This window comes from Terrihalobacillus insolitus, assembly GCF_028416575.1.
GTDB classification, from domain to species: domain Bacteria; phylum Bacillota; class Bacilli; order Bacillales; family Amphibacillaceae; genus Terrihalobacillus; species Terrihalobacillus insolitus.
In genome coordinates this window covers 1-14,258 of sequence record NZ_JAMQKB010000020.1, presented here as the reverse complement: position 1 = coordinate 14,258, position 14,258 = coordinate 1, and the positions used below count along the sequence as shown (strand labels likewise).

The window sequence follows — 14,258 nt, the reverse complement described above, 5'->3', positions numbered from 1 at the left end:
TCCATAAAAATGGAACTCATGCAGCATTCATTTTGATGTTTTTGCTAATGCCTTATTTAATTCAGATAGCTCGGTTTCTAGCTGTTTGAGTTGTTTTTCAGCGTTGGTTACATTCCCTCCAACGGATTCAAGCTTGTCTAAGTCATTTTGAATCCGTATATAGTCCATTTTTAATTCCTTAATTCGGTCTTCTATTTCTGTCTTTGTCATCCTATCGCTCCTAACTAGTAGTGTTAGATCATATTGTAACAACAAAAAAAGGATCAAGGAAGGGAATCGTTCCTACGTGGAAATAAAGAGTTATAGGCCTTTAGATTCAGTTTCAAGCAATATTATAAGAATATTTGGAGTATTGACTAATAAATTAGAGTATTTGGACATATAAATAAAGATGATTGAATCATAGTAGCTGAGGCAAGCTATTTGGTAAATTATTATGAAAAATACCGCTAAAAAGAATTTGAACATAATGCCAATAATCTGTAATATGAAAAGTAGTCTGAGTTATAGTTGTTGGTCGACCTATGAGGAGGAAGTTAGGTTGAAAATTTTAGGAGCAGTTGACAAATTTATACTTAAACTAGAGGAGTTTATTTTAAGCTACTCCATTTTATTAATTGCATTGATGGTAGTAGGAAATGTAGTCAGTCGTGCATTAACGGGATCAAGCTGGACTTTTTCAGCTGAAGTGAGTAGGTTTGCTGTGACCATTGCAACCTTTATGGGTATCAGTTATGCTGCACGAAAGGGGAGGCATATAAGTATGTCGGCTTTTTTTGACCTAGCACCTTTTAAGTTAAGAAAAGCATTAGCCATTTTCATTCCTGTAGTAACTGCAGTTGTTTTATTTACACTTGCTTATTACTCTTCACTGTACGTTAATTCGGTCTATGAGAGTGGTAAAGTAACGTCTGCTCTACAAGTTCCGGCCTTTTATATGACCATTTTTATTCCAATTGGACTTTTCATGGGGGGAATCCAGTATATTAGAAATGCCTGGGTTAACATTAAAGAAAAAGAAGTAGTTTATTTAGGAACGGACCTAAAGGATTACAATGATGAAAAAAATCCTGAAGAACAAATCCACGTGTAACAAAGTGTGCTATTACTACTACGAATATAAATACATAGTAGAAAGGAAAAAAATATGGTAACGATGTTAATGACGATTATGGTCGTCTTACTACTGCTGAACTTTCCGATGATGATACCATTAATTGTGGCACCATTTATTGTTATGTTGATTTACTTCCCCAATTTGGATCCTATGTTGATGATGCAGCAACTAGCAACAGGGATTGAATCTTATGTACTACTAGCAGTGCCATTATTTATATTCGCTGCAGATATCATGTCAACAGGAAAAACATCGAATCGTTTACTTGACTTCATCGGTGCATTTGTAGGCCATATTCGAGGTGGGTATGCAGTGACAACTGCTGCAGCCTGTACTTTATTTGGCGCTATTTCCGGATCTACACAAGCAACAGTTGTAGCAATCGGAAAACCGATGAGAGAACGCCTTTTAAAGGTAGGATATAAAGATTCTAGTGCGATCGCTTTAATTATCAATGCAAGTGATATTGCATTACTTGTTCCGCCAAGTATCGGTATGATTATCTATGCATTAGTATCTGGTACATCCGTGGGTGATTTGTTTATGGCAGGTGTCATTCCTGGATTGCTCGTCTTTTTTAGTTTGGCATTATATAGTTATATCTACGCACGGGTGAAGAAAATCCCTTTGGCTGATCGAGTTCCATGGAATGAAAGATTTAAGATGACAGGGCGAGCGCTTTTACCTCTTGGCTTTCCAGTAATTATCATTGGAGGTATTTATGCTGGGGTTTTCAGTCCAACAGAGGCTGCAGGCATATCTGTACTATATGCATTTATTTTAGAAGTGATCATATACCGTTCTATTAAAGTAAAAGATTTGCAAAGAATAGCATTGTCTACCGGACTGGTTACCTCTGCAGTATTTGTTTTAGTTGCTGGCGGTCAGGCATTTACATGGCTCATTTCCTTTGCAAGAATTCCGCAAATTGTTACAGAGGCAGTACTAGGCCCTGACCCAAGTGCTACTTTTGTCCTTATTATGGTAACCATCTTCTTCTTTATTGGATGTATGTTTGTTGATCCAATTGTTGTCATATTAGTATTGACTCCGATATTTTATCCTGTAGCAATCAACGCAGGAATTGATCCAATCCACCTTGGAATCATTATCACGTTCCAGGCTGCACTAGGATCCGCAACACCACCATTTGGTGTCGACATCTTTACGGCGAGTGCTGTATTTGAGAAGTCCTATATGGACGTTATTCGAGGCACACCGCCATACATTATTATTTTAGTTGGAATTGCAATATTGTTAATTGCATTTGAAGACATCTCACTCGCTTATCGGTTCTTTACGCCATAACGAGTAGATTGATAAAAACAATTCTAGGGGGTAATGATTATTTTTAAGAAAAAACATTTATTTGGTTTCATTTCAATACTCGCATTAAGCTTTCTACTAGCTGCATGTGGTGGAGGAGGCGAAGAGCCTGAAGAAACGGAAGGCGATACTGGTGGAGAAGGAACCGCAGAAGGTGAATCTAGTATTGAAGCACAAACTTGGCGCTTTGTAACAGAGGAAGTTCAGGGACAAGTACAGTACGAATACGCCGCAGAGTTTGCGAAACGAATGGATGAAAAATCCGGTGGAAAAATTACCATAGAACCATATGAATACGGTGGTCTAGGAAGCGAATCTGACCAAGTAGAATTGCTGCAAAATGGTGGAGTGGAAATGGCTGTTATGTCACCAGGCTTTACAGGAAACATGGTAATGGAAGGACAAATTTTCTCATTACAGTTTCTATTTCCAGACAGTGTTAAAAAGACACAAGAAATCTTAAATACAAGTGAAGCACTAAATAAAGATTTAGCTGCAAAGTATGAAGAAAAAAGCATTAAGCCGCTTGCATTCTGGACAGAAGGCGGTACACAATGGACGAGTAACAAGCCGTTAAAAACACCTGCGGACTTTGAGGATTTCTTAATGAGAACACAAACTTCTCCGCTACAGAAAAAGTCCTATGAAGCATATGGGGCTGAACCAACTGCAATGAGCTGGAGTGAACTGTATACTGCACTAGATCGCGGAACAGTAGAAGGCCAAGAAAATCCAATCTTCTTTATCGGAGATGCGTCATTTAATGAGGTGCAAGATTACATGACCATTTCCAATCATAATAATTATGTCGCAATGACAACTGTTAATAACGATTGGTACAACGGGCTATCAGATGAAGTGAAGTCCATGATCGATGAAACGGTAACAGAAATGCAGGATTGGGTATTTAAAGAACAGAAAAAACAAAACGATAAATATCTACAAATAATTAAAGAGGATACAGAAAATCCAACTGAGGTTATTGAATTAACAGAAGAACAGCGTCAAGCATTTAAAGAAAAAGCGCTTCCTGTTCGTGACTTTTATCGAGAAGAAGTTTCCACAGTGAACGGGGAAATTTTAGACAAACTAGAAGAAGAAATTAAAGCAGCAACTGAGTAAGCGAACTCGTTTCAGCAAGCTGAAACATCGGGGAATCAGATGGAGTCTCGACTCCACCTGATTGGAAGTTCCCACCTACGCTTCGCTTAGAGGTGGGGGTCTAAAACCCTAAAACCATTTTAAAATAAACGGACAAATCACAATGGTGATTTGTCCGTTTATTTGTGAAATCTGGAAGTGAGGCGTAGCTCAATGTATAAGATCCTGTTCATCAGCAGGTTGTTTCTTTTTCCACTCGTGGTAGAAGTGGGAAATGATTGTCTTTATAACGGCATATGCAGGAATAACGAACAATAGACCGAGAAAGCCTGCAATACTACCAGCAGATAGTACGAGTGTAATAATCGTTAAAGGATGAAGTTCTAATGCCTTTCCCATAATGTTAGGAGAAATCAAGTTGCCTTCTAACTGTTGGGCTGCTACCATAACGATTAGTACGTAAACAACCATAAATGGATCCTGGAAGAAAGCGACAAGAACGGCAGGAATGACAGCCAAAAAAGGACCGATAAAAGGAATAATATTGGTAAGCATTGCAAATAACGATAGGGTCAGCACATAATCTAACCCAATGATTTGGTAACCTATATACAGTAGAACCCCTACACAGAAGCTAACAATAAGTTGCCCTTGAATATAAGCGGTTAGCGTATGATTGATATTCCCCATTAACCTACGAAAACTTTCCGATTTGTTATGGCTCATAAATTGCGTGATAAAAGGAACAAATTTCTCTCCGTCCTTTAGCATAAAAAATAAAAAGAACGGAACAAGTACAACAGCGAAAAGGAAGCCAAACAATTGGCCGACAAAGTCAAATATAAAAGTTGTCAAACCTTCGATATAAGTTTGTAAATTATTTGTTAGATTTTCAATTGTAGATTCAACCTGTGCCGGAAGAATATTTTGATCGCTTTGCCAATAAATAATGATATCTTGGACTGTATCTACCATTTTCGGTGTATTATCAATTAACTTTTCAATCTGTGATTGTGCCACTGGAACAATAAAGACTGTGAAAAGATATAGGACAAACAAGATTAATAGGAATACGGAAATAATGGCCAAAATTTTTGGGAATTTAAATTTTTCTAGTAGTGAAACAACAGGCTTCGTTAAATAATAAAGAACCCCTGCTCCAACAAACGGAACTGCAACAGCAATAAGATAATCACGGATCGGTTCAAACACAAAGTCTGCATAGGAAATTAATAGAATAAGTAAAAAGACTAATATAAAAGCTACAAGCGTTTGGAACCAGCGTTTTTCAAACAAAACAAACAACCTCCGACATTGAATGATTTTCTATTACTTCTAGTATAGTATTTTATCCTAGATTTTCCTACTAGTATTTAGAATCTATTTTACATTATGCCCATCAAAGTATCTTCTAAAACTTCATTCTGGTACAACCCATCAATATTTTTAGTGTATTTCAAATGTAGAAATAGAAGTTCGTGTAGAAATATGGTAGAATCTGTCTAGAAGCGTAATTGGCACATAGGAGGATAAAGTATGACGTGGAGAACTACATATGAGAAATGGGATTCGTATCAAGGGATGGATCCAACTTTAAAAAAACAGTTGGAAGAAATGGGCTCCTCAAAAATCGAGTTGGAAGATGCATTCTATAAAGAGTTAACATTTGGAACCGGTGGAATGCGCGGTACACTTGGTCCAGGAACAAACCGCATGAACATTTACACTGTTCGAAAAGCAGTGAATGGACTTGTGAATTATTTGAAGGCAAATAGTGAAGATGTGGAAACTCGAGGAATAGCAGTAGCCTACGATTCAAGATATATGTCAAAGGAGTTTGCGATTGAAACTGCAAAAGTATTAGGTGCATTCGGTATTACATCCTATGTATTCGAATCATTAAGACCAACACCAATATTATCCTTTGCCGTTAGACATTTAGGTGCAGTGGCAGGCGTGATGATTACTGCTAGTCATAATCCACCAGAATACAATGGATTTAAAGTATATAATGAGGATGGTGGACAAATTACACCAAGTGAAGCAGCGCAAATTATTAAGAGTGTACAAGCGATCAAAGATGAATTGTGTGTTCCTGTAAACGAGCAGGTTAAGGTAGAACAGAATGGTTTACTCAATTGGATCGGGGAAGAGGTCGATCAAGCCTACCTTAAATCGTTAAAGAGCATTTCGCGTTATCAACATGGTAGTAATCGCTTTGAACCAATAACGATTGTGTTCACACCATTACATGGAACTTCATTTCACCCAGTAATGGACGGCCTTACACAACTGGGCTTTAACCATGTACACGTTGTGGAGGATCAAGCGAACCCTGATCCAGAATTTTCTACGGTGTCTTCCCCAAACCCGGAAGAGCACCAGGCATTTAAAATGGCAATCGAGCAAGGAAAAAGGGTGGATGCCGATATACTGATTGCGACAGATCCTGATTCAGATCGATTAGGTGTAGCGGTAAAGGATGGAAAAAATGCATATACAGTGCTATCAGGTAACCAATTGGGAACGCTTATGCTTGATTATTTGTTATCACAATCAAGCCAAGAGCTACTCGATAATGGTAGGTTAATTAAGACAATTGTCACAACAGAAATGGGTCGAGCTGTGGCCTCCCATTATGGTGTTGGTACCATTGATACTCTGACAGGTTTTAAATTTATTGGAGAAAAAATAAAAGAATTTGAAACAACAAAGGAACAATTCTTATTTGGTTATGAGGAAAGCTATGGCTATTTAATCGGTGACTTTGTGCGAGACAAGGATGCAGTACAAGCGGCAATGGTTGCATGTGAAATGACGAGTTTTTGGAAAGCAAAAGGGAAAACATTAATCGAAGCACTTCACACATTGTATGAGAGGCATGGATATTATCTTGAAGATATGACATCTCTGACATTAAAAGGGAAAGATGGCGCCGAAAAAATAGCAAAAATGATGGCAGATATCCGGGAAAATGAAGTGACGCAAATTGGTGGCCTGCCTGTGGTGTATGTGGAAGATTACGCAACAAGCGAGCGAACAGCAATGGCTACAGGGTCAAAAGAAAAAATAGAATTACCAACTGAAAACGTCGTGAAATTTTTACTTACAAATAATAGCTGGGTCTGCTTACGTCCTTCTGGTACAGAACCAAAGATCAAGTGTTACTTTGGTGTTTCAAGCGGTTCCATGGACGAAAGCAACAGTTTGCTCCAACAATTAAAAGAAGACATGACCCAAAAAATAAACAAAAGTGTCTAATATCGAGTTCTTGATCCTAACTGAAAACAGTCCAATAACAAAAAGGGTAGAATTCCGTCATTCTACCCTTTTTATCATTCAACGAAGAGATGCGCAGCTTATCATTTGGTGACTTTTTTAACATCATCTAAAAAGAAAGTTTAAATGCTTTCACAATAATACCATCATTTGCAGGCTCAAAATCATATTGTGGTAAACGCTCAAAACCCATTCGCCCATATAGTTTGATCGCGCTTTTCATAAAATCTGCGGTGTGTAAACCAATAGAATGGTAGCCATTTGATTTCGCACGTCGAATACATTCATCAATTAAGGCAGATGCTACCCCTTGCCCTCGGGCCTCTGGTGTTACAGCCAACATTCTTATTTCAGGATAATCGAGTTCTTCGACATACCCTTCATAAGCATCCGAATTAGAAGGAAACAAAGCAACACTACCTACGATTTTCCCATCGATCTCAGCAACCATTCGTTCTACGCCTGGATGAATATCCGCTTCTGAATAAATTGCTTGTCTCAATGCTTGCCAATGCTCTGTATTTATCACTTGAGCGTACTCGCTATAAGCGTTTACTCTCTGTTCTCGAATGAAGTCTAATTCATTTTTCTTTGCATCACGTATGTTCATTCTGAATCTACCCCTGGATCAAAAATTTGTCTTCTTTATTGCTTAAATGTTGTCGATTATGGGCTGTTTCCCAGTCTGACACATCAGGTCCTTTAGGCAAGATTTTGACCTCATCTTTGTCAGGATTAATCGTTATGGATAAATGATAGTGTCTTTTGATCGCATCAAAATTAGTTGTATCGCCAAACCCTGGTGTTTGATATAAATCACGGGCATAGCCCCACAAATGAGGAAATTGACGAATTAGATTTCGGTTCGTTTTAAACGCTGAGTAATAAGCAGCATCAAAGCGTGCCAAGGTAGTATATAAACGAACATCGGAGTCTGTAATATAATCACCAAACAAGAAGCGTTGCGTTGAAAGACGTTCTTCTAACGCATCTAGTCTTGCAAATAATATGTCATATGCCTGTTCATATGCTTCTTGAGAATGTGCAAACCCACATTTATAAACCCCATTGTTCACATCATGAAAAATGACTTCGCTTAAAGCGTCAATCTCATCGCGTAAATGCTCTGGGTATAAATCTGGAGCATTTTCTTTATGAAAAGGTGACCAAACCGTTTCAAAATAATTTGTTAATTTGAAGTAGTCATTATTTACCGCTTGTTTGTTCACCGTGTCAACCATTACTGGAACGGTTGGTCGACCAGTATATTCAGGGTCTGCATTTTTGTAAATTTCACTCATATAGCGATTTCCTAATATTGGATCTACGCCATGCTCATCTAACGAGAATTCCCAGTCAACGTGCTCCAACCGTGGGCGCATCGGACTAGCTGTTCCTAAACTAATCGCCTCTTCTAATCCAAGCACTTTTCTCACAATTACCGAGCGATGGGCCCATGGACATGCTGCTGACCACAGGAGGCGATACCGTCCCGATTCTACTGGCAGCTCTTCTGGTTTATTTCCAAACGGTGTGGTGAATCTGTTTCTTTGACGATTAAAGGATCCGTCCTTACTGATTTCCTCGGGCTTTTTTACCTGATCTTTTTTATCAAAATCAATTTGACAGCTTGCTTGCTGATCATTGTGCGGCATGGGAACAACCTCCCTTTCTGATTTGTCTTGTATTATAGCATCTTTAAGAAAATTGATTTACTAATTTGTTTGAACTAGGGAATTTGTGAGATATGGTTTTCATTATTCTGCACTTGGAAATAAGCGCGACTATTGGTACTGTTCGTTATAATCACTTATAATGAAAGTTGACAATCACGTACAAGTACAATTTAATCGAAAGAGAGATTAGCAGATGTCATCCAAAAAAGAGTTGTTTGAAATAAAAGCTCTTCTACGAAATAATGAACGTATCGAGGAGGTTAAAAGATGGCCGAACATCATTTTCATTTAAAAGCGGAATGGCCAGGAGGAAGAAACAATGTAGGTACGATACATGCTGACAATTTACAAACGACTATTTCGATTCCGCGAGAAATGGATGGACCAGGAGAAGGTACAAACCCAGATGAAATGTTGCTTGGAGCTGCTGCTACCTGCTATATCATCACGTTGGCGGCAATGATCGAACGAGCAGATTTGCCTTTACTCGAAATGAACCTCAATTCAGAAGGGGTCGTTGATGTTACAAGAGGCGTATTTACATACAATAAACTGATTCATCGACCAACAATCACCTTGAAAAAGGGAGCAACAGATGCAGACAAGAGAAAATTGAAATTACTGGTTGATAAGGCTGAGAAGAATTGTATGATTTCACGTGCAATACAAGGAAATGTTGAGCTCGAGCTAGTGCCGAACATAACTGTCCAAACATAGGTTTTGTTTCTCTGTCTTTAAGAGGATGTTTAACAAAACAAATGATAAGCTGTGCATCAAGGCGATGAGAACGCATACGGGATCGAAAACCAAGTGAACACGCACTTTACGGGTCTTTTTATGAAATAATCATATAGAAAAGGAAAAGGGGAAGGTAGAATGACGAACCAAAAAGAACAATTAGTAAAATATTCGAAATTAGCTGTCCAAATGGGTGTGAATTTGCAAAAAGATCAAGGACTAATCATAAACGCTCCAGTCGAAGCGGTTGATTTTGTTCGAATGATTGCCGAGGAAGCTTATGCGTTAGGTGCGAAAAATGTACATATAGAGTGGAATGATGAGGGATTAACCTATTTAAAAATGAAGCATGCACCGTTAGATGTTTTAAAGAACTTTCCGAAATGGAAGGCAGATGGATTGGTTGAAATGGTAAAGGATGGTTATGCGCTTCTCTCCATTTATGGACCGAACCCTGACTTGTTAAAAGATATTGCTGCAGAGCGTGTTGCTGCATCCAACAAAGCTAGTGGGCAAGCATTAAGTGACTATCGGAACTATGTGATGAACGATAAAGTTTGCTGGTCAGTGATCGGTTATCCAGAGACTTCATGGGCTCAAAAAGTTTTTCCAGATCTTGATAAAGATGACGCAAAACAAAAGCTGTGGGAAAAGATTTATAGTACGACCAGAGTGGATCAAGAAGACCCTGTATCAGCATGGGCCAGACATAACGAAACGCTTCGTGTTGCTAGAGAGTATTTAAACGAAAAACAATACAAAAAGCTAGTTTATAAAGGGCCTGGAACAGATTTAACGATCGAGCTTCCCGATCACCACATTTGGCATGGGGGATCAGCGGTGTCTGAATCAGGAGTGGAGTTCAACCCAAATTTGCCAACCGAAGAAGTGTTCACGATGCCTCATAAATATGGTGTGAACGGGACAGTGGTTAGTACAAAGCCACTGAACTATGGCGGTAATTTAATTGAAAATTTCACTTTAACTTTTAAAGAAGGAAAAGTAGTTGACTTCAAAGCTGAAAAGGGAGAGGAAACACTCAAGCACTTGCTAGACACTGATGAAGGCGCTCGCAGACTCGGAGAAGTAGCATTAGTACCACACGAGTCACCAATTTCTCAGTCTAATATTATTTTCTATAATACACTATTTGACGAAAATGCTTCCTGTCACTTAGCACTTGGAAAAGCGTATCCAACTAATATAAAAAATGGACCAACTATGAGTGAAGAGGAAATGAACCAGCACGGTGTCAATGACAGCTTCGTTCACGAAGACTTTATGGTCGGTTCGGCAGACCTAGATATAGATGGTATTACGAAGGATGGACGAACAGAGCCGATTTTCCGGCAAGGAAACTGGGCAATGTCGTTTCAATAACGAATAGCAAAAAGCCAAATCATTTTTCGTGCGTTTTGGCTTTTTGCTATATTTCAGCTCTCGCACCCATTTTGGAAGCTGCTATGTTCAAATTTTGCCATGACATGCTCAACTAGTGCTTTTTTCTTCTAAAGAACCAATAATATCAATTAAATTAGAGTTATCCTGCTCGAAGAAATCATGAAATGGGCATTCGTGAGTTGTAAGGCGTTTAAGAACAAAGGGTATATCATATTTTTCAACTTTTAAGTTTTTGTTAACTTCATCCCAATATAGTGGGGTAGCTACAGTTGGTCTATCTCGGCCTCTAGTAGAGTATGGACATATTATTGTTTTTCCTTGTGCGTGTTGAACATAATCAATATAAAGTTTATTTCCTCTGTTTTTCTTTAGTCGTTCTATTGTGAAATACTGAGGGTGTCTTTCTACTAGATATCTTGCAATGAACTCCGTAAATATTCTCGTTTTGTCATATGTTAATGATGAATCTTTAATAGGTATATGTATTTGAATACCTTTATTACCTGAAAGTTTCGGATAACTTTCTATTTCAAATGTATCAAATATTTTTTTCATTTCCGTTGCTGCTTTGATCGCTAAATGAAACGCATCTCTATCAGGTGGATCTAAGTCAAAAACTATTTCTAAAGGGTTTTCGCGATTGATTGTTTGAAAAGGAACATGATATTCAATTGCTAGTTGGTTTCCTAACCACAGCAAAGTTGATAAGTCATTACAAATAATATAATTTATATCGTCTTTCTCTGCTGTTCTAATGAAATTCGGAGCATAATCTGGGCAGTTTTTTTGATAAAAGGATTCATTGTAGATTCCATTTGGATAACGTATTGTTGTTAAGGCTCTATTCTCTAAGAATGGCAAAATAAAAGGTGAAATATGAATTAAGTATGAAATAAAGTTCTCTTTATTAATATTGTGATGATCCCATATCATTTTATCTGGATGAGTAATTTGAACTTGGGTATTGTCTAGTATTAATCTATCCCAAGTACATTCCTTCCAATTTAATTTCAAATGAAATGAATGAAATGTTGGATCAATTAGTTGGTTTTCTTCTATTGTTTTAAAGTAAATTTCTACACAGATTCCGGGTTCTGTTCGTATCGTTTTGTTACTAGTATTATTATCATGTTTTCTAATAGCCTCCATTAGGGATTTTTTCTCGCTCTTATTAAGTCCTTTAGAAAAAGTACCCATTTGAACAATCGTATTTTTTCTGATAACACCTAGCAAAAAACGCTCGTTTTGCGTTTCCAACCCTAAGATAAAGAACAAACCTCTGTATTTTTTCTTGTTTTTAGGGAATAATTTGTTTAAATTTTTATCCTCCTGCATACATATCCATCCTCATGATTCACTCAGTCTGCAATTTTTTGGATCATGGTCTACAAACGCTTGAATACTAGGTTGTCTTAGTGAATGATCTTTTGGCCATTCAATATATTGTACTTTTACTGTTAAAAGTGGTTGAAGCCATTGTACTTTATTTACTCTTTCAGGATGGTTTGCAAACGGTTTATGATTTGTTCTTAATGGTTCCATTAATTTAGTTAAATTTTCCCATTCAGTCCTTGTAAGCTTACCTGTTCCGACATGCCCAATGTACAAGAACTGATTATTGTTATCATAAAGTCCAAGTAACATTGAATTTACAATGCCGCCCCGATAAGTAACTCCTCCAATTACAGCAATAAGATCCTTGTAATTCTTTATTTTTCTCCAATCTAAATTTTTACCTTTTATAATGTATCGACTATTGAGGTTTTTACTGATAATTCCTTCTAGGTCGTGTTTTTTGGCAACCTCAAACAAACTGTGGCCATCGCTATTAGAGGGTACAATTTGTACATGTTTATTGGGTTCTATACTATTTAAAAGTAAATCAAGTCTATCCTTTAGTGAATATTCGTTAATCCATTCATCATTTAAAAAAATAATATCAAAAATCATATAGTAAACTGGAACTTCTTTAGCAATATCATTTACTCGTTCCATACGACGTATTCCGTCACGTCTCATTACTTCATGAAAAGATGGTTTACCTTTATGATCAAGTGCGATTACTTCACCATCAAAGATAAACGACTTAGCAGAAGTTAGCGAATTAATATTTTTTAATTCTGGATAAGTATTTGTACGCTCGTTAAGTTTTCTATTGTAAAGCTTAATATCTTGTCCATTAAAGTAAGTTAGAATTCTAACCCCATCCCATTTTATTTGTGAAATCCATTCCGAACCCTGTGGTATTTCTTCGGAAGTAATAGGTTCAAAAGGGATAATAGGGTCTAAATTCATAATACGAGCTCCTTTTATTATCATTTTTAATTCCTTAAAGTGCGTGTTCAAAAAGTCGGCAAATTAGAAGCAAGCAGGTCGAGGCGGCGATGCTTCTGAGGACCGCAGTGTAGGCTTTCCCTACATGAGGACCGGAAGAACGAGCCAACAAAGAGATGCGTAGCTTATCATTTGGTGACTTTTTGAACATCCTCTTAAAAGATTGTCTAACAAGGAATTTATATATGCTATACCCATTTCTATTCTGCCACTTTACTGAACATAAATACGAGTTATTTGGCTTTTTAATGAAGTAAACTTTGAATAACTTAAATTGGAGCACATTTCATTTAAAGAAAAAGACTAACCAGATATTTTATAAATTTCACATATGTATTTAAGGTAAGCCTGATTGCAAATGAAATTTATTTTAAATACTTCAAGAACCAATCAATCAGCAACTAGAAAGGAGAAAAATTATGATAAGAATACCCGTATTACTATTTACGTTTATATTTGTTTTTACTGCTTGTGGAACACAAGAGACATTAGATAAATCGGAAGTGCTAAAATAATGCAAGTGAAGCAGTAGTGACGATATTAAAAACACGCACCTAAAATTGGGTGCGTGTATTTAGTTTCTAATCAAAAGATTAGATTGAATATGTTATTTCTTTTTTCCGTTCCCGCCTTTGCCTTGGGTAACTATACTTTCATTAAAGTTTACTGCTGACTGAGCATTCACTAACCCATTCCCATAATTAAATGAATCTCCTAAATTGGTAGCTGTGTCATTTAGAGCACTTCTGATTTGAATATTGTTTAACTCTGGTTGTGCTTCTAAAACTAATGAAGCTACTCCTGTTACATGCGGAGACGCCATTGATGTTCCGTTGTTCATAGCATATCCGCCTGGTACTGTACTTTGGATGCCCACTCCTGGTGCCATGATTTCTAATTCTCGGCCAACACTAGAAAAAGCTGCTCGTTCATTAAATTGATTTACAGCACCAACCGCTATTACGGAATCATATTTAGCTGGATAACCAATTGTTCCCTTTCTATCATATCCTGTATTTCCTGCGGCGCCTACAAGTAGGACTCCTGAATTATACGCGTTATCCAAAGCTCTCTCTAAAGTACGAGAGCTTGTTCCACCCGAAAAACTCATGTTAAGGATATCCAAATTATTTGCAGATGACCATTCAATACCTGCAATTGGTATGTCAACACTAAACTGAACAATTTTTTAAAGGAACATAAACTTGTTTATAGCTCTCTAAGTTTTAGCACTTTGTTTGAAGCTAGCGCGTGCAACTTGTCACTTGACTTTGAGCCTCTGCGGG

The 14,258-nt window shown here is 37.4% G+C and carries 13 protein-coding genes; 6 read left to right on the top strand and 7 right to left on the bottom strand.

Annotated features, from left to right (window positions below; translation table 11 throughout):
• Positions 1 to 27 precede the first annotated feature (27 nt).
• Positions 28 to 210: an SE1832 family protein gene (locus NC797_RS14680; RefSeq protein WP_272437562.1), complete on the bottom strand. Its 183-nt coding sequence runs from the start codon at positions 208 to 210 to the stop codon at positions 28 to 30.
• A gap of 331 nt (positions 211 to 541) precedes the next feature.
• Between NC797_RS14680 and NC797_RS14675 the strand changes: the two genes are divergently transcribed.
• The 3 genes from NC797_RS14675 to NC797_RS14665 are packed head-to-tail and all read left to right on the top strand — an operon-like array spanning position 542 to position 3,565.
• Positions 542 to 1,093, top strand: coding sequence for a TRAP transporter small permease (locus NC797_RS14675; RefSeq protein WP_272437561.1), 552 nt, complete (start codon positions 542 to 544; stop codon positions 1,091 to 1,093).
• A 54-nt stretch (positions 1,094 to 1,147) separates the two neighbouring features.
• On the top strand, positions 1,148 to 2,425 hold the full coding sequence (locus tag NC797_RS14670) for a TRAP transporter large permease (RefSeq protein WP_272437560.1): 1,278 nt from the start codon (positions 1,148 to 1,150) through the stop codon (positions 2,423 to 2,425).
• 33 nt (positions 2,426 to 2,458) lie between these two features.
• Entirely contained in the window at positions 2,459 to 3,565 is a 1,107-nt protein-coding gene (locus tag NC797_RS14665) for a DctP family TRAP transporter solute-binding subunit (protein ID WP_272437559.1), read from the top strand.
• Between the two features lie 189 nt (positions 3,566 to 3,754).
• Here the strand turns inward: NC797_RS14665 and NC797_RS14660 are convergent, their stop codons facing one another.
• Positions 3,755 to 4,840, bottom strand: a complete 1,086-nt coding sequence (locus NC797_RS14660) for an AI-2E family transporter (protein ID WP_272437558.1) — start codon at positions 4,838 to 4,840, stop codon at positions 3,755 to 3,757.
• Between the two features lie 240 nt (positions 4,841 to 5,080).
• Between NC797_RS14660 and NC797_RS14655 the strand changes: the two genes are divergently transcribed.
• Complete coding sequence (locus tag NC797_RS14655) at positions 5,081 to 6,805, top strand: phospho-sugar mutase (RefSeq protein ID WP_272437557.1); 1,725 nt, start codon at positions 5,081 to 5,083, stop codon at positions 6,803 to 6,805.
• Positions 6,806 to 6,932: 127 nt separating this feature from the next.
• Here the strand turns inward: NC797_RS14655 and NC797_RS14650 are convergent, their stop codons facing one another.
• Both NC797_RS14650 and NC797_RS14645 read right to left on the bottom strand, forming a co-directional pair.
• Positions 6,933 to 7,433: a GNAT family N-acetyltransferase gene (locus NC797_RS14650; protein ID WP_272437556.1), complete on the bottom strand. Its 501-nt coding sequence runs from the start codon at positions 7,431 to 7,433 to the stop codon at positions 6,933 to 6,935.
• Between the two features lie 7 nt (positions 7,434 to 7,440).
• A complete protein-coding gene (locus NC797_RS14645; protein ID WP_272437555.1) occupies positions 7,441 to 8,478 on the bottom strand; it encodes a glutathione S-transferase family protein in 1,038 nt (345 codons plus the stop codon).
• A gap of 288 nt (positions 8,479 to 8,766) precedes the next feature.
• Here NC797_RS14645 and NC797_RS14640 point away from each other — a divergent pair, with 288 nt between their 5' ends.
• Together NC797_RS14640 and NC797_RS14635 are read left to right on the top strand one after the other, a co-directional pair.
• Positions 8,767 to 9,216: an OsmC family protein gene (locus tag NC797_RS14640; RefSeq protein WP_272437554.1), complete on the top strand. Its 450-nt coding sequence runs from the start codon at positions 8,767 to 8,769 to the stop codon at positions 9,214 to 9,216.
• A gap of 159 nt (positions 9,217 to 9,375) precedes the next feature.
• Positions 9,376 to 10,617 carry an aminopeptidase gene (locus NC797_RS14635; RefSeq protein ID WP_272437553.1) on the top strand — a complete coding sequence of 414 codons (1,242 nt, stop codon included), beginning with the start codon at positions 9,376 to 9,378 and terminating at the stop codon, positions 10,615 to 10,617.
• A gap of 108 nt (positions 10,618 to 10,725) precedes the next feature.
• On the opposite strand, the gene ligD is transcribed toward NC797_RS14635, so the two are convergent.
• The 3 genes from ligD to NC797_RS14620 form a co-directional block, all read right to left on the bottom strand.
• Positions 10,726 to 11,973: a DNA ligase D gene (gene ligD / locus NC797_RS14630; protein WP_272437552.1), complete on the bottom strand. Its 1,248-nt coding sequence runs from the start codon at positions 11,971 to 11,973 to the stop codon at positions 10,726 to 10,728.
• 12 nt (positions 11,974 to 11,985) lie between these two features.
• Positions 11,986 to 12,933 carry an ATP-dependent DNA ligase gene (locus NC797_RS14625; protein ID WP_272437551.1) on the bottom strand — a complete coding sequence of 316 codons (948 nt, stop codon included), beginning with the start codon at positions 12,931 to 12,933 and terminating at the stop codon, positions 11,986 to 11,988.
• Between the two features lie 646 nt (positions 12,934 to 13,579).
• Complete coding sequence (locus NC797_RS14620; RefSeq protein ID WP_334313223.1) at positions 13,580 to 14,131, bottom strand: S8 family serine peptidase; 552 nt, start codon at positions 14,129 to 14,131, stop codon at positions 13,580 to 13,582.
• Positions 14,132 to 14,258 lie beyond the last annotated feature (127 nt).

What these genes read in the sequence shown, in the direction of transcription:
- ligD (WP_272437552.1), bottom strand. Translation starts at nt 11,973, where the DNA reads ATGCAGGAGGATAAAAATTTAAACAAATTATTCCCTAAAAACAAGAAA.
- NC797_RS14665 (WP_272437559.1), top strand. Translation starts at nt 2,459, where the DNA reads ATGATTATTTTTAAGAAAAAACATTTATTTGGTTTCATTTCAATACTC.
- NC797_RS14670 (WP_272437560.1), top strand. Translation starts at nt 1,148, where the DNA reads ATGGTAACGATGTTAATGACGATTATGGTCGTCTTACTACTGCTGAAC.
- NC797_RS14655 (WP_272437557.1), top strand. Translation starts at nt 5,081, where the DNA reads ATGACGTGGAGAACTACATATGAGAAATGGGATTCGTATCAAGGGATG.
- NC797_RS14640 (WP_272437554.1), top strand. Translation starts at nt 8,767, where the DNA reads ATGGCCGAACATCATTTTCATTTAAAAGCGGAATGGCCAGGAGGAAGA.
- NC797_RS14680 (WP_272437562.1), bottom strand. Translation starts at nt 210, where the DNA reads ATGACAAAGACAGAAATAGAAGACCGAATTAAGGAATTAAAAATGGAC.
- NC797_RS14645 (WP_272437555.1), bottom strand. Translation starts at nt 8,478, where the DNA reads ATGCCGCACAATGATCAGCAAGCAAGCTGTCAAATTGATTTTGATAAA.
- NC797_RS14650 (WP_272437556.1), bottom strand. Translation starts at nt 7,433, where the DNA reads ATGAACATACGTGATGCAAAGAAAAATGAATTAGACTTCATTCGAGAA.
- NC797_RS14635 (WP_272437553.1), top strand. Translation starts at nt 9,376, where the DNA reads ATGACGAACCAAAAAGAACAATTAGTAAAATATTCGAAATTAGCTGTC.
- NC797_RS14625 (WP_272437551.1), bottom strand. Translation starts at nt 12,933, where the DNA reads ATGAATTTAGACCCTATTATCCCTTTTGAACCTATTACTTCCGAAGAA.